This is a genomic window from Nannocystis pusilla (assembly GCF_026626665.1).
GTDB lineage: Bacteria > Myxococcota_A > Polyangia > Nannocystales > Nannocystaceae > Nannocystis > Nannocystis pusilla.
The window spans coordinates 9,565,631-9,588,638 of the sequence record NZ_JAPNKE010000002.1 but is presented as its reverse complement, the minus strand read 5'-3'; the positions used below and the strand labels follow the sequence as shown (position 1 = coordinate 9,588,638).

At 72.5% G+C, this 23,008-nt stretch carries 19 protein-coding genes and 2 pseudogenes; 10 read left to right on the top strand and 11 right to left on the bottom strand.

All coding sequences use genetic code 11. From position 1 onward, the window contains the following. Nucleotides 1-37: 37 nt before the first annotated feature. Nucleotides 38-232 carry a DUF3309 family protein gene (locus OV079_RS42405; protein ID WP_267775428.1) on the top strand — a complete coding sequence of 65 codons (195 nt, stop codon included), beginning with the start codon at nt 38-40 and terminating at the stop codon, nt 230-232. 284 nt (nt 233-516) lie between these two features. Next, nucleotides 517-1,242: a hypothetical protein gene (locus OV079_RS42400; protein WP_267775427.1), complete on the top strand. Its 726-nt coding sequence runs from the start codon at nt 517-519 to the stop codon at nt 1,240-1,242. A 787-nt stretch (nt 1,243-2,029) separates the two neighbouring features. Here the strand turns inward: OV079_RS42400 and OV079_RS42395 are convergent. Continuing rightward, nucleotides 2,030-4,627, bottom strand: coding sequence for a protein kinase domain-containing protein (locus OV079_RS42395; RefSeq protein ID WP_267775426.1), 2,598 nt, complete (start codon nt 4,625-4,627; stop codon nt 2,030-2,032). Nucleotides 4,628-4,910: 283 nt separating this feature from the next. Between OV079_RS42395 and OV079_RS42390 the strand changes: the two genes are divergently transcribed. From OV079_RS42390 to OV079_RS42375, 4 genes are all read left to right on the top strand, one after another. Continuing rightward, nucleotides 4,911-5,771: an inositol monophosphatase family protein gene (locus OV079_RS42390; protein WP_267775425.1), complete on the top strand. Its 861-nt coding sequence runs from the start codon at nt 4,911-4,913 to the stop codon at nt 5,769-5,771. Further along, a complete protein-coding gene (locus OV079_RS42385) occupies nt 5,743-6,180 on the top strand; it encodes an HNH endonuclease (protein WP_267775424.1) in 438 nt (145 codons plus the stop codon). The genes OV079_RS42390 and OV079_RS42385 overlap by 29 nt, the downstream gene beginning before the upstream one ends. A 604-nt stretch (nt 6,181-6,784) precedes the next feature. Continuing rightward, nucleotides 6,785-7,789: a hypothetical protein gene (locus OV079_RS42380; RefSeq protein ID WP_267775423.1), complete on the top strand. Its 1,005-nt coding sequence runs from the start codon at nt 6,785-6,787 to the stop codon at nt 7,787-7,789. A 119-nt stretch (nt 7,790-7,908) separates the two neighbouring features. Next, on the top strand, nt 7,909-8,814 hold the full coding sequence (locus tag OV079_RS42375; protein WP_267775422.1) for a hypothetical protein: 906 nt from the start codon (nt 7,909-7,911) through the stop codon (nt 8,812-8,814). A 302-nt stretch (nt 8,815-9,116) separates the two neighbouring features. On the opposite strand, the gene OV079_RS42370 is transcribed toward OV079_RS42375, so the two are convergent. After that, complete coding sequence (locus OV079_RS42370) at nt 9,117-10,013, bottom strand: alpha/beta hydrolase (RefSeq protein WP_267775421.1); 897 nt, start codon at nt 10,011-10,013, stop codon at nt 9,117-9,119. Nucleotides 10,014-10,030: 17 nt separating this feature from the next. Beyond that, nucleotides 10,031-10,471 (bottom strand): acyl-CoA thioesterase, encoded by a 441-nt coding sequence (locus OV079_RS42365; RefSeq protein WP_267775420.1) that lies wholly within the window; start codon nt 10,469-10,471, stop codon nt 10,031-10,033. A 205-nt stretch (nt 10,472-10,676) separates the two neighbouring features. Between OV079_RS42365 and OV079_RS42360 the strand changes: the two genes are divergently transcribed. Beyond that, nucleotides 10,677-11,516, top strand: coding sequence for a SirB1 family protein (locus OV079_RS42360; protein WP_267775419.1), 840 nt, complete (start codon nt 10,677-10,679; stop codon nt 11,514-11,516). An 81-nt stretch (nt 11,517-11,597) separates the two neighbouring features. Here OV079_RS42360 and OV079_RS42355 read toward each other — a convergent pair whose 3' ends face one another. Further along, nucleotides 11,598-11,873 (bottom strand): hypothetical protein, encoded by a 276-nt coding sequence (locus OV079_RS42355; protein WP_267775418.1) that lies wholly within the window; start codon nt 11,871-11,873, stop codon nt 11,598-11,600. Between the two features lie 71 nt (nt 11,874-11,944). On the opposite strand from OV079_RS42355, the gene OV079_RS42350 reads away from it, so the two are divergent. Continuing rightward, nucleotides 11,945-12,772 carry a DUF4440 domain-containing protein gene (locus OV079_RS42350; protein ID WP_267775417.1) on the top strand — a complete coding sequence of 276 codons (828 nt, stop codon included), beginning with the start codon at nt 11,945-11,947 and terminating at the stop codon, nt 12,770-12,772. A gap of 124 nt (nt 12,773-12,896) precedes the next feature. On the opposite strand, the gene OV079_RS42345 is transcribed toward OV079_RS42350, so the two are convergent. The 3 genes from OV079_RS42345 to OV079_RS42335 form a co-directional block, all read right to left on the bottom strand. Beyond that, complete coding sequence (locus OV079_RS42345) at nt 12,897-13,283, bottom strand: hypothetical protein (protein WP_267775416.1); 387 nt, start codon at nt 13,281-13,283, stop codon at nt 12,897-12,899. Nucleotides 13,284-13,393: 110 nt separating this feature from the next. Next, a complete protein-coding gene (locus OV079_RS42340) occupies nt 13,394-14,065 on the bottom strand; it encodes a YceI family protein (RefSeq protein WP_267775415.1) in 672 nt (223 codons plus the stop codon). Between the two features lie 115 nt (nt 14,066-14,180). After that, nucleotides 14,181-15,161, bottom strand: a complete 981-nt coding sequence (locus tag OV079_RS42335; protein WP_267775414.1) for an alpha/beta hydrolase family protein — start codon at nt 15,159-15,161, stop codon at nt 14,181-14,183. 142 nt (nt 15,162-15,303) lie between these two features. Here OV079_RS42335 and OV079_RS59530 point away from each other — a divergent pair. Together OV079_RS59530 and OV079_RS59525 are read left to right on the top strand one after the other, a co-directional pair. Continuing rightward, nucleotides 15,304-15,354: pseudogene (locus tag OV079_RS59530) on the top strand (hypothetical protein); the annotation flags it as partial. Nucleotides 15,355-15,452: 98 nt separating this feature from the next. After that, nucleotides 15,453-16,593 (top strand): annotated as a pseudogene (locus OV079_RS59525) (CaiB/BaiF CoA transferase family protein). A gap of 25 nt (nt 16,594-16,618) precedes the next feature. On the opposite strand, the gene OV079_RS42320 reads toward OV079_RS59525, so the two are convergent. The 4 genes from OV079_RS42320 to OV079_RS42305 all read right to left on the bottom strand — a co-directional run bounded on the left by OV079_RS42320 (nt 16,619) and on the right by OV079_RS42305 (nt 22,890). Beyond that, on the bottom strand, nt 16,619-17,407 hold the full coding sequence (locus OV079_RS42320) for an FG-GAP-like repeat-containing protein (protein WP_267778777.1): 789 nt from the start codon (nt 17,405-17,407) through the stop codon (nt 16,619-16,621). Then, complete coding sequence (locus tag OV079_RS56655; RefSeq protein WP_267775412.1) at nt 17,404-17,943, bottom strand: FG-GAP repeat domain-containing protein; 540 nt, start codon at nt 17,941-17,943, stop codon at nt 17,404-17,406. Before OV079_RS56655 ends, OV079_RS42320 begins: the two co-directional genes overlap by 4 nt. A 10-nt stretch (nt 17,944-17,953) precedes the next feature. Beyond that, a complete protein-coding gene (locus OV079_RS42310; RefSeq protein ID WP_267775411.1) occupies nt 17,954-20,992 on the bottom strand; it encodes an FG-GAP-like repeat-containing protein in 3,039 nt (1,012 codons plus the stop codon). 626 nt (nt 20,993-21,618) lie between these two features. Further along, nucleotides 21,619-22,890 carry a proteinase inhibitor gene (locus tag OV079_RS42305; protein WP_267775410.1) on the bottom strand — a complete coding sequence of 424 codons (1,272 nt, stop codon included), beginning with the start codon at nt 22,888-22,890 and terminating at the stop codon, nt 21,619-21,621. Between the last annotated feature and the right edge of the window lie 118 nt (nt 22,891-23,008).

Sequence of the window (23,008 nt, the reverse complement as noted above, 5' to 3'; positions counted from 1 at the left end):
CGAATCTGCGCCTCATGCGTGACCCGGAGACACTGCCATGTTCGGCTTCTGGCTCGTCATCATCCTGGCGATCTTGCTCCTCGGCGCGTTGCCGAAGTATCAACACAGTCGGCGCTGGGGCTACTACCCGAGCGGAATCATCGGCCTCATCCTGCTCGTCGTGATCTGCTTGATGTGGTTCGGCCTCATCGTCTTCTCGTGGCCCTGGGGCGTCCCCGCCGCCCTGCCCTGACGCAGCGGTTGACGGACTTCTGAAAGATCGCCAGGCCCTCACGGCTGCGCGCCCTCGTCGTCCACTGGCGGCCGAGCGGCCCGCTCGGCCCTCACATCGGTCGGCCGTGTGGCGGCCACCAGCTCGGGAGTTTTGGGCGGAGGTCCTTGCTCGTCGTATTCCCGCGACGCGCTCCAGGCTCGCGCGCCTTCGGGGAACAGACCGCGCGGAGCGCACGGCCGCGTGTGAGCCGCGCGTCATCGCCCCTCGCGTGAACCCGGCTTGCCACCTGCTACGCTCCGCGCGTGGTGCCTCGCCTCTCTCTGGTGGCAGCGTTCTTCCTCGGTCTGTTCGTCGGTGTCGCGCCGGTCGGCGATTCGCGCGCCGGCAACTGCCAGAAGCCGGGCGACTGCCCCAGCGGCTTCACGTGCGCCCGGGGTTCGTGCGTCGCCGATCAGCTGCGCTGCGTGTTCGCCTGCGAGGGCCGCGACGTGCAGGGCGAGTGCGTCACCTACGGCCAGGACTTCTGCGCCGCCGACGCGGTGTGTGCCAAGGACTGCGCCGTCCGCAGCACCTACGGCGACTGCCACACCTGGGGCGCCGACGCCTGCGGCGAGGCCTACGCGTGCGCCGTGCGGTGCAAGGAGCGCAGCACCGACGGCACCTGCCTCGCCTACGACCGCGACGCCTGCGGCACCCGCTACAAGTGCGCCAAGCACTGCGTCCAGCGGGCCCAGAACGGCACCTGCATGGCCTACGGCCCCGACGCGTGCGGCCCCAGCATGGCCTGCACCCCGCGCTGCGTCACGCGCTCGACCCACGGCGACTGCACCATGTGGGGCCAGGACGTGTGCGGCCCCTCGGTCGCCTGCGCTCGCCGCTGCGTCTCACGCGACGGCGGCGGCACTTGCCTCGGCTGGGGCGGCGACGTGTGCGGCGAGGGGGCCGTGTGCATCAAGCACTGCAACAGCCGCGGCAGCTTCGGCGCCTGCTTCGGCTTCGGCCCCGACCAGTGCGAAGCCGGCGGCTGACGGGAAGGCACACCGCACCGAAAGGCCGTGAGGTGGCTGCTCGTCGAGCAGCCGCCCATCGATCGCCTCTCGGTTCACGAGGCCGATGCGCCGGCCTCTCCTTCAAGCGAAGCTCGACGGGCCTGTCCCCCAGGACACCTCGCATCGAAGCGAAGAATCCTCGCCGCAAAAAATGACGCGCCGAAAAGAGCGAGATGGCGGCTGTTCGACGGCCAGCCCTGTTCGTCGAACTTCCGCCTACCGGTCGCCTCTAAAATTCGTGAGGCCGACGCAGTGCGCCGGCCTCTGACGGCTCACCGTGCAAAGCGAGATCGCGACCGAACCTGTCCCCCAAAACACCTCGCCTCGAAGCGAGGAGCATCCCCGCCGCGAAGAATGACGCGCCGAAAGGCCGCGAGAAGGCGGTTGTTCGGCGGCCAGCCCTGGCCGTCGAACAACCGCCCCCCTGTCGCCTCCTCCACGACGCCCCCCATCGGAGCCGAGAGCGGCGCGTCGGCTTCTCACGGCTGCAGCCGTGCCAGGGGTCCGGGAAGCGGTGGCCGCGGATTAGAGGTGAGATGGGCGCGAGGAACGAGTGCCCATCGCGCCGGTTAACTCGCGGCCGCCGCTTCCCGACCCCCCGCGAGGCGCAGTCGGCAATATGCGAACCACCACCCAACCGCCCCCACACACCAATTGCCCCATCGGACATGCTCCATCGGACATGCCCCATCGGACATGCCCCATCGGACATGCCCCATCGGGCATGCCCCATCGGACATGCCCCATCGAGCACCCCCTACAAGCCTCAAACGCTCCACATCGACTGCACCCGCGCCTTCACCTTGCGGCGAGCCTCGCCGAACCCCGGCAGGTTCGCCATCGGCTTGAGCGACGGGCAGCGATCGATCCACTCGACATCGATGAGCACCGAATCGGCCGCCTTCTGAAAGTACACCAGCGCGTCCTCATAGAACCCGCGGGCGCAGTAGATCTCGACCGCCAGCTGGCAGATCAGCGTGTAAAGGCGCGGGCTCACCCCGTCGGCCACGATGCTGAGCACGTACGCGTCGAGCTCTGCCTTGTCGAGCTCGCCGAGCAGTCCGCGGGCGTAGCCGACCGAGAACTTCGCGAAGCCCACCATCACCTCGTCGCGGACCGAGTCGAGCACATCGCGGACGCGGTCGAGGTCCCCGTACCAGCCGGCCACGCGCAGGCGGATCTGCGTCGTCGGGTTGCGGTAGCGGGCGTCCGCCTCGATCTTCTTGAGGATCTCCTCGTACTCGACCAGCTCGCCGCGCAGCGCGTGGACGCGGGCCACGTCGAACAGCCCGACGAACAGGCGCGGCTCGAGGTCGACTGCCAGGCGCGCGCGCGACACTCCCTCGCGGGTGTTGCCGGCCTCCACTTGCAGCTGAGCCAGGTACTGGTGCGCGTGCGCGTAGGTCGGCGCGATCTCCAGCGCCTTCACCAGCGCTTGCACTGCGTCGCGCCACTCCCCGGTTTGCACCGCCAGCATCGCCTTCGCCAGGTGTGTCTCGGCCAGGTCGTTCGCGTCGGCCAGCGCTCGCGCCAGCGCCCGGCGGGCCTCGGCCGCCCAGTCGCGGTCCGAAGGCGCCTCCGAGAACGCCGGCAGGAACCACGCGCGCATGCAAGCGATCGCGTAGCTCGCCAGCGCCGGGCGGAACTCCGGCGCCAGCTGCATGCACGCCTCGAGCAGCTCGATCGCCCCGTCTTCGCCGAGGATGTGCAGGCTCGTGATCTTCCGCCGCGCGCGCAGGTACAGCGCCACTGCCTCTGCCGGAGCGTCGCCGCGGGCGGCCACCGTGTTGAGCTCGACGCGGAGCGCCTCCGCGATCCGCTTGCTCATGCGGTCCTGCATCTCGAACACGTCTTCGATGCGGCTCTCGAACCGGTCGCTCCACAGCTGCGTCCCGCTGGCCACCTCGACCAGGCGGGCGAGCACGCGGATCTGCGACGGCGAGCACTGCACCGTCGCGTCGACCACCGCGTCGACCCCGAGGTTCGTGCCGATCGCGCGTGGGTCGCGGTTGTCGCGGTACTGCGCCGTCGCGCCGCTGCCGAGCACGCGCAGCCCGCGGGTCCGCGACAGCACGTCGATCAGCTCGTCGCTGAGCGCGTCGCCGAGGTAGCTCTGGTCTGGCGGCCCCTGGTAGCGGAACGGCAGCACTGCCAGCGCCCGCTCGGTCGACGGCACCGGCGCCAGCGAGCGCATCGCCGAGGTCGGCAGCATCGAGCGCCCCAAGTTCGTCGCCACCCCTGAGGGTCCGCCCGACGTCGCGTGCGAGGGCCCGCTCGCCAGCGTCGACGCGGCCGGGCGCGCGGTCGAGTGCGGCGTCAGCACCGCCCCGGTCCCCACGATCGTCGTCGCCTCGCGGTGGGCCTCCGCGGCCATCGCCGCCAGCAGCGGCGCCCCGGCCTGCGGCGCCGCCGACTCGCCGACGCTGACCAGCCACGCGCGCAGCCGCTCGGCCACCGCCGCCGCCCCGGCCGGCCGATCGCCTGGCTCTTGGGACATGCACTGAAGCACCAATTCCGCCAGCACCGGCGGCAGGTCGGCCCGCGTCGCGCGCGGGTCGGGCGGCGGCTCGGTCAGGCGGGCCAGCGCGACCGTCAGCGGCGACACCGGCCCCGACGCCCGGCCGTCGCCGGCGAACGGCAGCGCGCCCGTCAGCATCTCGTACAGCATCAGGCCGACCGCGTAGACATCGGTGCGGGTGTCGACCGGCTTGCCGGCGACCTGCTCGGGCGACATGTACAGCGGCGTCCCGACCAGCCCCTGCGTGCGCCCGCCCTCGTCCGTCAGCGCGCGGGCGATGCCGAAGTCGGTGAGCACCACGCGACCGGTGTTCTCGATCAGGATGTTGGCCGGCTTGAGGTCGCGGTGGACCACCCCCGCCGCGTGGGCCGCCGCCAGGCCCTCGCACACCGCCAGCATCACCCGCGCGGTGCGGGCCGGCTCCAAGGCCAGGCGCCGCCGCTCGCCGTCCTCGCGCACGCGCAGCACGTCCTGCAGGGTCGTGCCCTCGATGAACTCCATGGTGATGAAGTGCGTCCCGCCGGCCTCGCCCATGTCGTGGGTGCGCGCGACGTTGGGGTGAGTGATCCGGCGCGCCAGCCGGACCTCGCGGCGGAACCACTCGAGCTGGTCCGGGGCGCGCGTGATCTCGATGTCGAGCACCTTGAGCGCGACCACGTCGCCGACCATCGCGTCCACGGCGCGGTACACCGCCCCCATCCCACCGCGACCGACCTGGCGCTCGACCCGGTAGCGCCCGGCGTAGAGCTCGCCCGACACGGGGACCGGCCCCGGGGAGGCCGCGGTCGGCGTCGCAGTCACGTCGCCGAGCAAGGTCTTGTCGAGCGGATCGAACTGCTTGACCACCGGCGCGAGCGTAACAGACCAGGTTCCGCCTGGCAGCGCGGCGGCGCGACGTCGGGCGGCGCGCACGCCCGCGAACGGGAGCCCGTTCTCGCGCGTCGCGCGCAACCCCGCCGTGCGCGCGGGCTGTCTTTTCAGTCAGCGACGCTCCCGCGCACCCCACGCCGAGACCCCGACCCTTCTTCGCAGCGGCGACACGCGCTCTCGACCGCCGCGTTCGCCGGCGATCGGCCGCGAGCCGCGGCCGCGCGGCGGGCGGGTCCGGCGGCTGTGCTACGTAGCCGGCATGCACGACCCGGAGCTCGCGCTCGCGATCGCCGCCGCCCACGCCGCCGGGGCGGTGCTCCTCCGCCACTTCGAGGGCGTGTTCGAGGTCGAGACCAAATCGTCGCCGATCGACCTCGTCACCTCCGCCGACCGCGCCGCCGAGGCGGTCGTGATCGAGGCCCTGCGCAGCGTCCATCCTGACCATTCGTTTCTGGCCGAAGAGTCAGGTCTCTCCGGACATGACCCGAAGTACACGATCCTCCCCGGCCCGGGCGAGCTGCGCTGGGTGATCGACCCGCTCGACGGCACCACCAACTTCGCCCACGGCTTCCCTCACTTCTGCGTCTCGATCGCGCTGTGCGACCAGCACGGCGCGCGCCTCGGCGTGATCCACGACCCGATCCGCGGCGAGACCTTCGTCGCGGTGCGCGGCCAGGGCGCGCGCCTCGACCGCAACGCGCGGCCCGGCCGGGCCCTCGCGGTCTCGCAGGCCGGTCGCCTGCAGCAGGCGCTGATCGCCACCGGCTTCTCGTACCAGCGGGCCACCACCCGCGACGACAACCTGGCCGAGTTCTGCCGCGTCGTGCCGCAGGTGTGCTGCGTGCGGCGGGCCGGCAGCGCCGCGCTCGACCTCGCCTACGTCGCCGCCGGGCGGCTCGACGGCTACTGGGAGTACCACCTGCAGCCGTGGGACGTCGCCGCCGGCTCCCTCCTCGTGCGCGAGGCGGGCGGGCAGATCCGCCGGCTCGACGGCGCGCCGTGGCAGATCGGCTGCGCCGACGTCGTCGCCGCCGGTCCGACCCTGCTGCCCACCCTCCTCGCGAGCTGCGCGCGGCCAAGATCGAGGCGCCATGAAGCGGCAGCAGCAGGCCCGCGGTAGCGCGCGCCGGACCCAGCGACTGCTGCTGTGGTGCGCCGCCACCGACCGCACCTTCGAGCGCGCGGTCGCGGGCGACGGCCGGGCCGTGCTCACCGGCAAGTGCATCCACTGCAACGCCCGCCACACCCTCACCGAGGACGGCGCCCCGCTGACCTCCGCCACCATCGAGCACATCGTCCCGCGCTCGCAGGGCGGCACCGACGCGATCGCCAACCTCGCGATCGCCTGCGCCCGCTGCAACTACGGCAAGGGCCACCGCCTCGACGACCGCCCGTGGCACGACCCGACCCTGCAGCGCGTCATCGCCACCCTGCAGGAGCGCCGGGCCGCCCGCATGCGCCCGCCGCCGGACTGGCTCGACCTGCCGCCGCTGACCGCCGTGCCCGACGGCGAGGCCGACGAGCCCTGAGCCGCGCTCCCTCACGATTGCGGACGACCTGTTCTTTCGGACACTTTCTTCCGACCGAGCGGTCGCTCTCGCCTGCGAGCACCCGAGCGCCCGACCTCACAGGTCGCGAGCTGCGTCCTCTCTCGGCCGCGAACCCGCCCGCGCACCCGAGGCGCGAGTGTTCGACCTGTCCTTTCGGCCGCCCTCGCCTGCCCTCGCCGTCCCTCGCCGTCCCTCGCGGCGCTGTCCCTCGGCGCTCGACGCCGTCCCGCGAACGGGCGACCTGTCCTTTCGGCCACCCTCGCCCGACCTCGCCGTCCCTCGCGGCGCCGCTCCTCGCCCCTCGGCGCTCGACGCCGGCCCGCGAGTCCGCCCCGTCGCCCTGTCGCTCGCCGTCCCCACACGCCGCCGCCTCGGCGCCGCGGGAATAACCGCCACCGCCTCGCGCGTGACATCTCCAGCCGCGCGCAGTGAGCCGCGGCCCCCCATGACTTTCAGAGCATGTCCGATCGGACAGCTCACCAACGACGCGTGAGGCCTGGGCGCGGGCCGCACGCGGCCGGAGGACCCACAGCCATGACCTCGATGCCAACCAGCCCTCTCGTCTCAGCGACGCACTCGAGCCTTGACCCTCGCCGTCGGCCTCGCCGGCCTGTGCGTGCTCGCCCTCGCGGTGTGGCTGCCGCCCCCGAGCGAAGCCGCCGGCAGCCAGGCGATCCGCGGCGCCGGCCTGTTCGCCCTGCTCGCCTTCGGCTTCCTCCTGCTCGGCGCCTCGCTGCGGCGCGTCCAGCTCGGCTGGCACCGCAGCCTGCGTGGCCTGCTCGTCGGCGCCGGCGAGGCCGTGTGGCGCCTCAGCCTGCGCCTGTGGCCGCGCGATCCCTCGGCCGACGCCCAGACCCCGCCGATGCGCCTGGGCGAGCGGATCGCCCTCGTCGCCGGCCTCGGCCTCACCGCCCTCGACGTCGTCCTCACCACCTTGCTCCTGCGCGACGTCTTCCCCGAGCCGCCGTACCGCTTCGACCTGTTCGGCATGCTCTCGCCCGAGGCCGCGGAGTGGTCGTTCTACGTCGCGGTCGCCGCCTTCAAGGCGGTGCTCGAGGTGTGGTTCGGCGTGTTCGACACCATCCGCGGCGGCGGCAGCACGCTGCGGTGGTTCGTGCTCGGCGGCGCCTCGGCCTTCGACGCCGCTCTGGCCGCCTCGCGCGGGCTCGTGCTCGCCGAGCAGGGCCTCGTCGGCTCCTCGGTCATGGTCAGCAACATCATCTTCATCGGCTTCGGCCTCGCCGTCCCGTGGGTCGCCGCGCACACCGGCGGCCTGCTGGTCGGCGCCATGGACGGCTGGCTGGCCCGCCTCGGCGTCCTGCGCCTGATCTCCGCCCTCCCGCGCCTGTGCGTGCTCGCCCTCGTGTGGCTGGCCGCGATCGCCGTCGGCGCCCCCGCGGTCGTCCTCGTGCTCGCCGTCGGCCTCCTGGTCGGCGTGTGGTCGGCGCTCGACGACGTCATCGCCACCATCCTCGGCCACGACGACGGCGCCCAGGCGCTCGCCCTCCCGGCCGAGGTCATGCGCGCCGTCGACGAGCCGCCGAGCCCGCCGCACGCCCCGCTGCAGATGTCCGGAAGTGTCCCGTGAGACATGTCCCTTGATTCACCCTGACTCCCCGATCGGAGCTGTCCCATGAGCCACCTTCAACCCCTCGCCGCCCTCGGCGGCCTGCTGCTCGGCGGCGCCCTCCTCGGCGGCCTGCTGTGGTGGCAGTCCGGTCTGCAGCCCGCGGCCCCGCGGGACGACTGGCGCCCCCGTGCATCGCCCGCCTCGGCAAGACCTACGCGTCCTTCGGCCCGACCAGCGCCCCCGACCAGCGCCCCGCCCGCAACCTGCTGTTCGGCGTCGACCGCAGCGGCAGCAACCGCGAGCTGGCCGACGCCCAGCTCGACGCCGCGGTCGCCTACGCCGCCACTCTCGGCCCCGAGTCCGGCGTCGGCGTCCTCTTGATCACCGACCGCAGCGACCGCTCCACCACTCCCGACATGCCCTTCGAGCCAGGTGAGGGCGGCACCCGCTGGACCGCCGAGCCGGTGCTGTGCGACGGCTGCAAGCCCGACAGCCTGTTTCAACAGAAGTGCCTCGAGCAGCTGGAGGTCGCCCAGAGCGCGCGGGTCGGCGAGCTCAACGCCGGCGAGGACGCCCGCCGGACCCGCCTGCAGGAGGAGCGGGCGGTGCGGATCCACGGCTGGCGCGACCAGGTCGCCGGCTACACCCCCAAGCCCGGCACCTCGCTGCTGGCCTTCTTCACCAAGCTCGCCGACCTGCCCCCGGTCCGCCGCGAGCCCGAGCGGACCACCGTCGTCGTCATGTCGGACCTCGAGGCCAGTCAGGCCGGCGAGCGCAAGCAGCTCGACAAGTTCGAGCGCGCCTACCGGTCCTCCGGGACATGTCCCGAAGCATCATGGCTGCCGAAGGGCCTCAGCGGCCTCGAGATCGCCCTGGTCCAGAGCGTGCGCGACGGCATCGACGCCGACCTGTGGGCCCGCCGCTGGGACGCCGTGCTCACCTGCGCCGGCGCCCACGTCCGCCGCCACCGCTACAGCGCCGCCGTCCCGCTGCGCCAGCTGCTCGACGAGCCGGCCGCCCCCGCCCTCGCGCTCGCCGACTGACGGGACCGAGCATGGCCTCCTGGACATGCTCTCAAAGCCATGTCCTCATGGGCATGGACCCGCTGTCGGCCTCGCCGACAGGACCTCTCGCCGCCGCCCGGCTCGCTGGGCCTTCGCTCGCCGCTCGGCCTCGCCGCTGCCCGACTCACCGGGCCTTCGCTCACCGCTCGGTCTCGCCGCCCGGCTCGCAGGTCCTTCGCTCACCGCTCGGTCTCGCTACCGCCCGGCCCGCCGGTCCTTCGCTCACCACTCGGCCCTGCATCCTCCGAGCATGCCCTTTCGAGCATGCCCTGGAGGACATGTCACTTCGCCGTCAGCACCCCGAGCTCGTGCAGCCACGCCAGCATCGACGCCGGCCAGGTCGCCATCTGCGGCATCCCGGCCCGCTGGGCCAGGCCGACGCCGTGGCGGCCGTCGTCGTAGAGGTGCAGGCGCGACGAGGCGCCGCGGGCGCGGGCGGCCTCGTCGTACAGCTCGCTGTTGTGGAACACCACCTTCTTGTCGTGGCGCGAGTGGACCAGCATCGCCGGCGGCGTCTCGGCCGTCACGCGCTGCTCGAGCGACAGCCCCTGCACCAGCGCCGGCGTCGCCGGCTCCTCGCCGAGCATGCTGCGCTTGCTGCGTTGGTGGGCCCAGCGGTCGTCGAGCGTGACCACCGGATAGACCATGACGATGAAGTCGGGCCGGCACGACGTCTGCCCGACCGGATCGCTCGCGCTCAGGTCGCCCTCCTTCTTGCACGCGGTGGCGACGAAGCCGGCCAGGTGCCCGCCGGCCGAGAAGCCGACGAAGCCGATCTTGCCTCCGTCGACCCCGAGCTCGGCCGCCTGCGAGCGGACCCGCTGGACCGCGCGGCTGCCGTCGGCGAGGAAGTCGCGGTGGTGGTAGCCGTCGCCGCTGACGCGGTAGCGCAGCACCACCGCCACGAAGCCCTGCTCGCTCAGCCAGCGGGCCGTCGGGAACGCCTCCGGCCGCAGCCCGCCGGTGTGCGCGTAGCTCCCGCCCGGCGCCACGATCGCCGCCGCCCCGTTCGACTTGCCCGGCGCCGGCAGATAGTAGAAGAGCTCCGGCTGGTCGGCCTTGGCCGTCCCCTTGGCCCCCGGCGCCCCCTCGGGCCACAGCAGCTCGCGCCGGGCGAAGTCGCGCGGCGTACAGCCCAGCGCGAGCACCAGGCCGATCATACATGTCCCCAAGGACATGCATTTAAGAACATGTCTCATGGGCTGGCCTCGGCCTCGATGTGCGCGCAGTACGGCGCGATCTCGGCGCGGAAGGTCGGGGTCCAGGCGCACGGCCGCTTGGTCTCCGGGTCGACGCGGACCACCGTGCGGCGCCCGTTCGCGTGCTCGACGTCCTCGTCGAGCGGCATCACGCGCATACCGAAGGTCAAGCTGGTACGACCGAGCCGCTCGACCCACACGCGCACCCTGACCTGGCCGGTGCCGATGACCGGGCGCTGGTAGTCGAGGGAATTCGCCCGCACCAGGTGGTACTGGTCGGGGTTCGTGTTGAAGTCGAGGACCCCGGCCCAGCCGAGGTGGCGCCAGAACGAGCCGATCGCGTGCTCGAAGAGGAGCAGGTAGCGGGCGTTGTGGAGGATGTGGAAGGCGTCGAGGTCGTCGAAGTAGACCCCGTGGATCGTCTCGTGGAACCGCATGACCGTCCACGAGCGGTATACCGCACGCCGGGCCCGGCGCGGACCCCCATGAGGCGATGAAGCGGCGATGAAGCGGCCGATGGAGCGGCCGATGAAGCGCCGGCCGGCGTCCGGACACTCGTTCGCGGGTCCATGCGGCAGCCCTCACACCGGCCGTCGCGGCCGCCGCCGGGGTTGTGAGTTATCGTGATCGCAGCGCCTCGGGATGGACGCCCGCCAACACCACGCCCGCCAGCAATTCACCCGCCTCGCGGCTTCGCCCGATCACGCGCTCGACCTCGGCGAGACGGCGCTGTGGATCGGCGCCGAGGAGGACGGGCCGGTCGACGTCGAGGACTACCTGACCCGCCTCGACGACCTGGCGGCGACCCTGCGTTCGCGGCTTTCGCCCGACCACACCGCGCGCGAGCGGCTCGACCAGCTGCTCGCCTACGTGTTCCGCGAGCTCGGCTTCCACGGCAACGAGTCCGACTACTACGACCCGCGCAACAGCTACTTCCACCAGGTGCTCGACCGCCGCTGCGGCCTGCCGATCTCGCTGGCCCTGCTGCTGATCGAGCTAGCCCGGCGGGTCGGCCTGCGCGTCGCCGGGGTCGGCTTCCCGGCCCACTTCCTCGCCGTCGACCTCGACCTGCCGCAGCTCTACATCGACCCGTTCCACGGCGGTCGCCTGCTGACCGAGTACGAGTGCCGGGTGATGCTGCGGCAGAAGACCCAGGGCCGCATCGAGTTCGACCGCAATCAGCTGCGCCCGGTCGGCGGTCGCCAGCTGCTGGTGCGCATGCTCAACAATCTGAAGAGCGTCCACCTGAGCCGCGGCGACCTCGAGCGCGCGCTCGCGGCGAGCGACCGGATCCTCCTGCTCAGCCCCGGCGCCGCCGAGGAGTACCGCGACCGCGGCCTGTGTCAGCTGCAGCGCCGGGCCTACCGCGCCGCCGCCCTCGACCTCGACCACTACCTCAGCCTCGCGCCGATGGCCGACGACCGCCAGCTGATCGCCGCCCGCGCCGCCGAGGCCCGCAACAAGGCCCGCCTGGCCAATTGAACAGCTTCGGCGCGCGCGCCGATCGCCGCGCGCGCCGCCCATGAAAAAGAGCCGCCTGGTCGATCGACCAGGCGGCTCGGCTCACACGTCGTGGGCCATCTGCAGCATCTGCGGGATGAAGTGGACCCGCACCTTGATCATGCTCTCCCACTTGCGCGCCGTCCGGCTCTGCACCCCCTCGTGATCGGGCTTGAGGGCGTTGCTGTTGACGGTGTCGTTCTCGAAGTCGTACAGCTGGGTCGCGCCCTTTTTGCCCTGGAGGGCCGCCGCGTCGGCGTCGGCGTCGGTGCGGGCGGCGGGCGCGGCCCAGGCGGTGGTGGAACAGAGCAAGAGCGAAGCGAAGACGATGAAGCGCATGCCGATCTCCTGTGGGGTGAGGACCAGCAACGCCGGCCCCGGGCGGCCGATCTACGTGCTATGAGATCGCCGTGCGTCGCGTCATCGCCGTCGTCTTCGCCGTCGCGCTCGGGGCCTGCGCCGAGAAGTTGCCCGAGGCTCACGTCATGCCGCTGGTCGGCGCCGAGCGTAACTTCGGCCGCGAGGTCGCCGAGCTCGGGGTGGTCGACGGCTTCACCCGCAACCTCGCCGTCGACGCCGTGCTCCTCCGCCCCGAGCCGCAGTCGGCCGCGCAGGCGCTCGCCGGCCCCGCCGGCTTCACCTTGACCTGGGAGCCCGCGTACGCCGAGATCGCCGCCTCCGGCGACCTCGGCTACACCACCGGTCCTTATCAGGCGCACGAGCGCGACAGCGGCGAGGTCAAGCACGGCCACTACGTCAGCGTTTGGCGCAAGGAGGGCGAGCGCTGGCGCGTCGTCGTCGACGGCGGCAGCGCGCACCCGCCCCCGCTCAACCTGCCGGACCGCTTCACCCACGCGCCCGCGCGCGAGCCCGCCACCTCGCCCGATCGGGCCGCCGAGCTCAAGAGCCTGCGCGCCGCCGAGGACGCGCTGATCACCGGCCTCAACGCCGAGGGCGGCCGCGCCCTCCTGGCCGCCGCGGCGCCCGACCTCCGCTGGTTCCCCCGGGCAGCTTCCCCGTCACCGGCGCCAACGCGGTCCAGACCGCCCTGCTGGCCCGCAGCGACGTCCTCACCTACATTCGCCGCGGCGACGGCGTGTCCGCGGCCGGCGACCTCGGCTACGTCTACGGCGAGGCCACGCGCACCGTCAAGCCGAACGCCCCCGCCGAGCGCGGCGGCTACCTCCGCCTGTGGCGCCGCGACGAGGCCGGCCGCTGGCAGCTCGCGCTCGACCTGACGATCACCGCGCCCCAGACCCAGGCCGCGCTCGACAACCACGACTCCAAGCACGACTCCAAGCACGACTCCAAGCACCAGCCGTGACGCATCGAGGGCATGTCCTGGCGGACATGCCCTCTGGTTCATTGCCTTTCCGCCATGTCCGAAGGCACCGGGCCCTTCGGACATGTCCGTCCGTCACCGGCGCTCGGGCTTGGCCAGGCCGATGAAGCCGGCGACCAGCACCAGGGCCGCGGCGGCGAACGCCAGGTAGCCGCCGACCTCGAACTGGATGCCCGCGGGGCGGTCGTGGCGAAGTAACACAGGCCGACGCCGATCAGGCCGAACAGCAGGTGGAGCACGCCGAGGCCGCGGGCGAAGCCCTTGCGGCCGACCACCACGCCGAAGAACGACGGCAGGATCGACGGCACCGTGAGCATGAGGCCGAGCCCCATGTTCTTGATGTCGCCGGCGAAGGCGCCCTCGGTGATGCCGATGAGCGACCGGAGGGAGGAACAGCGCGACGGCACTGAGGAGAAGCGCGACGAGGGCGAGCTTGGGGGCCATGCGCGGCTGATACCACGAGGCCGTGTCGCGGCGATAGTGACATCGAGGCGACGGCGAGCGAACGCCGTTACGTTCAGCTGGCCTTGAACTTGAGGTCGAGCTTGAGGAGGACCTCGTCCTTGATCAGGTCGTCCGGCTTGCCGGGGTACTCGATCTTGAAGTCCTTGCGGTTGATCGTGAACTCGGCCTGGCCCTGCGCGCCCTGGGCGTCGACGGTGACCTTCGCGGGGAAGCGGATCGCCTTCTTCTGCCCGTGCAGCTCGAGCTCGCCGCCGATCTCGTGGGTCGCCCCGTTGTCGCCGGCCTTGGCCAGGAACTCGTTGGCCGAGAACACCGCGGTGGGGAACTTCTCGACATCGAAGAAATCGGCGCTCTTGAGGTGACCGGTGAGGTCGGGCGCGTCGGAGGTGACCGAGGGGGTCTGCACCGTCACGCGCAGCGACTCGATCTTGTCGCCGGCGACCTTGGCCTCGCCCTCGAACTCCTCGAAGCCGCCCTTGTGGTCGCCGGTGAGCTTGGCGCCGACGAACTGGACCGAGCTGCCTGTCTTGTCGAGCTTGAGCGTGCGCGCAGCGGCGGCCGGCGCGTCGGTCTTCGTCTCGGTCTTCGTCTCGGCCTTGGCCTCGGTCTTCTTGACGTCCTCGACCTGCGCCTTGGGCTTGCCGTCGATCTCCGAGGAGCAAGCGCCGCCGAGCGACGCCGCCAGCGTGAGCGACAGCAGCGAATAAAACGTTGTACGTGCCATGGTGCGCGGGACCGTAGCACGAGCCCGCCGCGGCCGGCAAACCGCGGCGGCCGGGCCGCCGCGTCGCGACGAATCCTCCGCCGAACGGCCCGTTGCGTGGGCCCTCACGTCGGACTCAACGCCGCCCCGCCTGCAGCACCAGCGGGTGCCCCGACAGCTGATCGAGCTGCTCGACCACCTCGCTGTCCTCGCGGACATATGCGTCGAGGAACGTCGAGATCACCTCGACGAAGAAGTTTCGCAGCGCGTCGCCCGGGGCCGTCGCGCGGTGATCGAGGAACGAGCGCCCCGTCGTCGGATCGTCGGGGTGGCAGAACGAGAAGTGATTGGCCCCCGCGAGCAGGAACATGTGGGCGTCCCCACGCCCGCCGGGCAACGCCTCGTGGAAGGTGCGCCGGATCAGGGCGAACGCGTCCGCCGGCGACGACCCGTAGCGGTGACTGCTGGCCGCGATCACCCCGTCGCGCTCACCGCCGAGGAGCAGCAGCGGCACCTCGCCCGGCAGCGGCAGCAACGAGTCTTCCGCCCAGCCGAGCGCCGTGAGGGCCCCGGCGTGGCCCGCGTAGGCGAACGCCGCCGAGAGGTTGTTGAAATAGCGCAAGGCCGCGTTCTGCAGCGCTGCGCAGCCGCCGGCGGAGTGACCGCCGAGGACGACGTGCTCGAGATCGAGCAAGCCGGCGAGGATGCCCTCGCACTGCAACCTGGCCAGCTCGTCGAGCAACGGCCCGATCGTCGTCGACGTCGGCGCGTGCCCGAAGCCGTCCGGCCCGAGGCGCGACGCGTCGAGCCCGGGCGTCAATCCGATCACCCCCGGCTCGCCGGGCCGCAGCTCGCCGACGCACGAGAACGTCACGAACACGTGACCGCGGTCCGCCAGCGCCTGCGCCAGCCAGCGATAGCTCTCCGGCCCGACGTTGACCCCGGGCAAGAAGATCACGACCGGAAAGGGCCCGGCGTCGGCGTCGGCCTCGACCGCCCCGAGGTCGCGCTCCGCCTGCGCGCCCGTCAGCCTGCCCGGGTAGAACACCCGCGCGTGCAGCGTGTCGTGCGGCGCCCGCAGCCCCGGCAGCCGCACCGCGCGGTGGAGTGCCCGCACGATGCGAGTCATCGCCGCGCCTCCGCGCCACCTGTCCCGAAGTACAGCTCGGCTCCCGTCATGCTCTTTCGCCTCCCGTGCGGGTCGCCGATAGTATCCTCCGACCCATGGAAAAGCCGCTCTCCCGCTCGCCGGCCTGCGCGTGCTCGACCTGTCGCGGATCCTCGCCGGGCCCAGCGCCGCCCAGCTGCTCGGGGATCTCGGGGCAGATGTGATCAAGATCGAACATCCTCCGGGGACGACACGCGCCGCTGGGGCCCGCCCGACTTTGAGGGCGGCGCCGCCTACTACTTGGCCTGCAATCGCAACAAGCGCTCGCGCGTGCTCGACTTCAAGCGCCCCGCCGACCGTGAGGTATTGCTCAGCCTGCTCGCGGGCGCCGACGTGCTGCTCGAGAACTTCAAGGTCGGCGACCTGGCCCGCCACGGCCTCGACTACGCCGCGCTCGCGCCCGGTGCCCGCGCCTGGTCTACTGCAGCATCACCGGCTTCGGCCAGACCGGCCCCGACGCCGGCCGCGTCGGCTACGACGCGCTCATCCAGGGCCTCGGCGGGCTCATGAGCATCACCGGCCAGGACGCCGAGCATCCGACCAAGGTCGGGGTCGCAGTGGCCGACCTCGGCACCGGCCTCTACGCCGTGGTCGCCATCCTGGCGGCGCTGCTCGAGCGCAGCCGCAGCGGCCTCGGCCAGCACATCGACCTCGCGCTGCTCGACACGCAGGTCGCCGGCCTCGCCAACATCGCCATGAACTTCCTGTGCACGGGCGAGGTCCCGCGCCCCCTCGGCAACGCCCACCCGACCATCGTGCCCTACCAGAGCTTCGCCACCGCCGACCGCCCGCTGATGCTGGCCGTCGGCAGCGACCTGCATTCGCCAGCCTGTGCGTGGCCCTCGGCGAGCCCGGCTGGGCCGTCGACCCCCGCTTCGTCACCAACCCCGCGCGCGTCGCCCACCGAGCCGAGCTGGTCGCGCGGTTGGAGCAACGCCTGTCCCAAAAGACACGTGACGAGTGGCTGCAGATCTTCGCCGCCGCCACCCCGCAGTTCCCGCACGGCCCGATCCGCGACCTCGCCGAGGTGGCCGCCGACCCGCAAGTCACGCACCGCGGCCTGTTCATCGCGATGGACGACGGCCGCACCCCCTGTCTAAAAATCCGATCGTGTTCTCGCGCACCCCGATCGATCACTACCGCCGCCCCCTCACCTCGGCGAGCACCCCGACGCGACCTGGCTCGAAGATTTTTCCTGATCGGCCAGGTCCATCTCCGCCGTCCCAAAACCGACCTGTCCGATCGGTCAGACCTCCTCGCTCGCAACACCGGCGCCCCGCAACCACCCGTCCCGGAGGACAGGCGTATCGCCACACCCGCGCGCCGAGCTGCGTCAGCCGCAGCGGCCCTGCATGTCTCCGAGGACGCCCCTGTCTCGTAATCACCTGTCCCGAAGGACACCCCTCTCACCGCGCCCGCACCCCGAGCCGCGTCAGCCCCTCGCGGTCGACGTACACCCACTCGGCCCCGTCGTCGTCGAGCCGCGCCCGGCGGAGCTCCCCGTCGGCGGTCGTCTCCGACCCGCCGTCGGGCAACGACTTGTGATGCAGCGCCAGCTCCCCGGCCCCCCCGCGACCGAACACCAGCTGACGCGACGTCCCCGCGACCAGCACCGCAAGCACGTCGGTGACCCCGTCGCCGTCGACGTCCTCGACCGCCAGCCCGCCGATCGCAGCCTCCTCTGCTCCGAGCGTGTGGTCGCGGCAATCGCCGCGCGGCCCGTCCTCCCCGCCGTGGCACACCCGCAGCGTCGCCCCGCCGTCGTACCCGGCCGCGGCCAGCAGATCGCCGTACCCGTCGCCGTCGACGTCGCCGGTCACCAGCGGGCCCGAGCTCCAGCCGATCGGCCACGTCTGCGGCGCCCCTGCGAACCCGCCGCGCCCGTCCCCTCGGTACACGTGCGCCCCTCCGCCCCACGACAGCAGCATCGCGTCGAGCCGCCCGTCCCGATCGACGTCGCCGAGCCAGGGTCCCAGCGCGCCCTCGCTCACGAACGGCCCGCTCGTCCCCTCCGCCAGCCCCTCGAGCCCGCCCGCGTGCGTCACCAGCATGCCCGCGTGGTGGAGGTAGACCAGATCTGCATCACCGTCGCCGTCGACATCCCCGGCGCGCAGCGGACCGCTCGCGTCGATCGCAAACGGCAGCGCCGCCACCAGCTTCCACCGCTCGCCTCGCGCCCGCCGCAGCTCCGTCACCGGGCCGTCCCCCGCGAGCGCCCACAGCAGCTCCTCCGCCCCGTCCCCGTCGACGTCGAGCAGCAGCCCGCGCGCCCGCACCTCTTCGCCCGGCCACGCATCTGCTCCATAGAACATGTCGTAAAGCACAGGTTCCAAGCACCTGCTCTATCAAACTTGCCCAGGCCGACATCGCCGCCGCGACCCAGCGCGACCAATTCGTCGCGGCCGTCGCCGTCGACGTCGCCGAGCTGCAGCCCTCCCGCCTGGGCCGCCCGCAGCACGCTTTCTCGATCGGGCAGCAGCACCGCCTGCGGCCCGCCGTGCAGCACCTGCAGCCCGTCGAGCCCCGAGGCCGCCAGGTCGGGCGCGCCGTCGCGGTCGAAGTCGGCCACCGCCAGCGCGCGCGGGCGATTGCTCGCCGTCGTCGTCCCCGCGGGCACCAGCTGCGGCAGCCACGGCAGCGCGTGCCCGAGCTGCACCGTCGCCACCGGCTGGAGCAGCCGCTCGGTCAGCGCGATCGCGTCGGTCCGGCCGTCGCCGTCGAGCTCCGCCACCACCACCTCGTCACAACGCGCGCGACACCGTCACCGCCGGCGCGAACGCGTTCCACGCCTGCCCCGCCGCCACCATCAACCCGTCCTCGCGGCAGACCAGCAGGTCGGCGAGCCCATCGCCGTCGAAGTCCGCCCGCGTCAGCCCGAGCGTGCGCCCTGCGGGCAGCGACCCCGCGACCCACCGTCGCCCCGAACTCCGGCTCTCGATCACGATCTCCTGCCCCTCCGTCCCGCTCCCGACCCGCAGCAGCTCGTCGCCGACGTGCTCCTTCGAGAAATCACCGACGATCACGTCCTCGCTGGCCGCGAACTCGAGCGACATCGACTTGTCGACCAGCGCGAACGCGTCGTCCGTCAGCGCCAGCGTCAGCAGCCCGGCCCCCGCCTCGTCGCTGTCCGCCGCCGGCGTCGCCGTGAACGCCGCCTGCAGCGCCAGCAGCTCGCTGCGGCCGTCGCCGTCGCCGTCGAACCCGACCACGCGCCGCGGGTCCCCGGCGAACGCGAACTCGACCGGCGACTCGAAGCGCTCGCCGACCCCGCGCGCGCTCCACAGCGAGCCCGCCCGCGCCTCGTCGACGCGCACGTAACCGGCGCGACGCCACGTCACCACGTCGTCGACGCCGTCGCCGTCGAGGTCGGCCAGCGCCAGCGCGGCCGCGTCCTCGGGCCCCGGCGAGCGCACCGGCGCCGCGAAGCCGCCCTCCTGCCCGCGCAGCAGCGCGATCTGGCCGCGCTCGCCGTCGCTGACCACCAGATCGATCCACCCGTCGCGGTCGACGTCGCGGGCCACCAGCGGCCCCGCGAGGTCCGGCCAGTCGCCGGCGAACCACGGCGAGAACCCGAACCCCGGCCGCTCGCGCAGCACCGTCGCGCCCGCGGCCGCGTCGCGGACCACCACCTCGTCGACCGCGTCCCCATCGAGGTCGCCGACCGCCAGCCCGTCCCACGCGCTCGCGTCCATCGTCGTCTGCAGCCCGGGCGTCGCCAGCGGCAGCCGCGTCAACGCCGGCTGCAGCGCCGACAAGATTAAAAGTTCATGTCCTTTTGGACCTGTCCGATACACCATGTCCCGAGGGCCCGCCGGCACCGGCCACCGCCGGGTCTCGCGCGCCCCGCCTGCGCCGTCGCCGAGGACCACCGCCGCCTCGTCGAGCAGGTCGTCGATCACCGCCAGGTCGAGCGCCCCGTCGCCGTCGACGTCGACCGCCAGCGCCTGCCGCGGACCGGCACCCATGTAGAGGTCTCCCGCGGCCCGCAGCCCGCCATCACCTGTCCCGAGGAACAGCCGCGCCGCGCCCTCGCCGGCCAGAGTCACCACCACGTCGACGCGACCGTCGCCGTCGAAGTCGCCGGTCGTCAGCCCCGTGGGCCCGTCCCCCGCCGCGATCGCCTCACCGACGACCACCCCGTCGACCCCCACGCCCAGCACCCGGAGGTCGCCATCATCTTCATCCGCGACCACCAGCTTCGCCACGCCGTCCCCGTCCAGATCGGCCGCCGCCAGCGCGACCGGCCGCGACCCCACGGCCACCCGCTCGCGGCGTCCCAGCCGCCCGGGCCCCGCGCCGCGCAGCAGCGCCACAGCCCCCTCGCCTGCCAGCGGCACCGCGACGTCGAGTCGACCGTCACCGTCGACGTCGGCGATCGCCAGCCCCGCCGGAGCCTGGCCGATCGACCAGGTCCGAGCCGCGCCCGACCAGCCCCACGCGACGGTCAACGTCCCCAGGCTCGGGCTGACTCCCACCCACTCGGCCGCGCCGTCGCCGTCGAGGTCGCGCACCAGCGCCGGCCCGTCCCCGCCCCCGCCGACCCCGAAGCGCTCCCCGGGCGCCGCGCACACCTGGTCGATCGCACATTGCTCCGAGGCCAGCTCACACCCGGCCGCGAGCGCCGCCAGCAGCGCGACGCGTCTCATTCGCCGATCCGCTCCATCACCACCGCGAACGTCACCGGCTCGCGTGCGTCGGTCTCCGCGCGCAGGAAGTACTGCCCTGCCGCGAGCCCCGTCTCCTGCACCTCGCCGGAGCGCAGGCGGGCCAGCATCGCGCGCTCGCAGCCGCCGCAGCTGCCGATCGCCGCGCGCACGGTCGGGTCGCCTCGCAGCTCGATCTCGAAAACGCCCGGCCGCCGCGACCTCGAAGCCATGGACAGTCCGCACGTGGACGCCGGCCTCGCCGACCGCCGCCGCGTCGTCGCAATCGAGGGTGAACCAGCGAGCCAGCCGCTCGCCGTCCCACGCCACCTCGGGCGCCTCGCATTCGAGCAGCTTGAAGCGGTACGCCGAATAGTGGCAGTCCGCCCGCTCGGCCTCGAAGTCGGCGACCACCTCCTCGAGCGTCGCCCCGAACACCGAGCGGAACTCGCGGGCCAGCGCGCGGTACGGGTCGGCGTACCAGGTGCGGCGATAGAACTCGAGGTGTTGCCGCAGCCCGAAGCGGTCGATCAAGTAGCGCGTGAACGCCCCGGCGATGAAATAGTACTCGCCCGGCAGCCAGCTCGAGCGGTCGCGCAGCGCCGCCAGCACCCGCGGCGCCGGCTCGACCTCCGCGTCCGGCTGCGGCTCGTCGTCGGTCGGCTCCGCGTCGCGCGCCCCGCCCTCGAACGCCATCGCCAGCCCCTCGACGAAGAACGGGTGCGCCAGCCCGAGGTCGCTCGCCGCCGAGTGGACCAGCTCGTGCTCGTGCGGCATCTGGCTGGCGTAGACCGTGCGGATCACCGCGCACGCCGGCATCCCCCCGCACGGGTTGCGCCGCGCGTAGTGCTCCGGCGTCATCCAGCGGAACGTGATCCACGGCTCGTCCGACAGCGGCAGCCCGATCTCCTCGGCGAACCGCTCCACGAAGCGGTCCATGTGCTCGAGCGTCCCCGCGCACATTTTCAAAGGTGCGTCGGCCTCGACCTCGACCTGCCGCCCGCGCGTCTCGGCCGTCTCGAGGCAGCCGAGCAGCAGCAAGCTACATGTCTTATAGAACATGCCCTTGACGACATGTCCTGGCGCGCAGCCGCGGCGGGCGGGAGCAGTGGAGGTGCGCGCGAGGACGGGGGGCATCACCGACCTCGGCAGGCTACGTCAGCGACCGCGACGCGATCACCGACGAAGTCAAAAAGCATCAACGGTGAGCGCACGGCGGTCCGCCCGCCGGCATTCACGAGAGCGGCGCGCCGCTCGCCGCGCCTCGGCTCATTGCGAGCAGCGACCGGCCGATCATCATCCACCCACCGGAGCCCTGCAGTCCTCGATCGCCGGTACCGCCGACACCTCGCTCTCCTTCAAGACGAGCGGCGCGCGGCTCGCCGCCGCATCGACGGAGATCCGCTCACAGCTCACCGCGGGCTTGACCCGCCACCACCGCAGACAGGCGACGTCACCGGCCTCCCACCCCACCGGCTCGAGTGCGACCTGTCGCGGAGGCTTCGAGGTGGCCCGCCGTGTCCGGCTGTACCGTGTACAAGCGCATCAGTCCGCCCGCCCGCGAGCTTCGGGGTGAGCGCGAACGCCCGAACGAGCAGCAGCTCGTCGACACCTCGATGAAGCGACGAGCTCCCGCGCATCCTCCCGACGAACGCCACCCCACTTCTTCGCAGGCGGCGACCGACGATCATCGCACCCGAATCGCGCCTGCTCCCACCGACGAGGCGCCGCCCGCCTCGCGGACGGCGCCCGGCGCTCGCGGCTCACCCCCCATAATCAAACAGGCAGCGGGTGATCGGCACGCCGATGTCGGCCAGCACATACAGATAATACGTGCTCCCCGCCTTCAGCACCGCCGGCGAACCGTCCTTCGGGAACGCCTGGCGCGCCCCTTCGGGAAGCTGGCCGTAGCGGACGCTGCGGCTCGGCATCGGCGAGCTGTCCCACGGCACCTCCACGCGCCAGAGCGTCCCTTCGGGCAGGTCGAGGTTCGGCGGCACCCCGGGGTTCGGCGCGTCGGCGGCCAGCACGTAAACGTAGCGGGCGCTGCCGCCTTCCCACGTGATCGTGCCGTCGGCCGCCACACCCTCGCCCTCGGCGCAGACCTGCGGCTCGAACAGGTACTGCTGATAGAACGGCGCCGGCGTCGGGTCGGCGTCGGCGAAGTCCTCGGGCGACAACCCGCGGTGCTCGAGCTCCGCCGCGAAGAACGCCCGCATGCGCTCCGGATCGGTCGTCGGCAGCCCGGTGCTCGCGCGGTCGAAGCCGTTGTTCTCGGCGGCCGGATAGGCCCCGAGCAGCGACGAATCGAGGAACCCGCCGGCGAACGCCAGCCCGTACGGCGTGAACGTGTTGATCCAATTGCCGGGCGCCTCGAGGTCCCAGATCGCCGCCCCGTCGGGCGTCAGGCTCGTCTGATGGCAGCACACGCACGCGCACGCCGACACCTGCTCCGTCACCCACGCCAGCTCCTCCGCGTAGGCCGCGTCGCCGAGCCGCGGGTCCTCGACCTCCGGCTGCGGCGTCGGCTGGGCCGAGTACGGCCGCTGCGTCCGCACCATGTCGCACGACGCGTACGCCGAGAAGTCGCGCCCCGGCTCGGTGCAGCCCGAGATCATCGACCACGTGCAGACATCGCCGCCCTCGCCCTGCCCCGCCGGCTCGCCGTCCAGCGGCTGCTTGCACTCGAGCACCGGCCACTGGAACACGTTGCCCTCGACCGGGTCGGGCAGATCTTCGCCGCCGCACACCGGCCCGGGCACGAAGATCCCGCCGCCGAAGATCTCGCAACCCCGCTCCTGCTGCCGACAATCACCGGCGTCGGCCCCGGGCACGACGACGCGGATCACCCGCTCCGGATCGCCGAGCACGCAGGCGCCGAGGATGTCCTCGTATTCGCACGCCCCGCCCTCGAGCTCCGCGCCCCACTCACCACAGTCCGCGCTCGCCCCCGCCTCGTCCCAGCGGTCGCCGCGGTATTCACGACACTCGGTCCGATCGGAGAATCGATTTTTATAAGTGCAGTGCCCGAGCACCGTCTCCGGAATCAGGGGATCGCCGGTGCGATTGCAACCCCCGCCCGCCAGTACGAGCGGCGCAAAACGAGCAACGGCAGAGGCCAGGGCGAGCGAAGCGGCAGCATGGTGCTCGAGT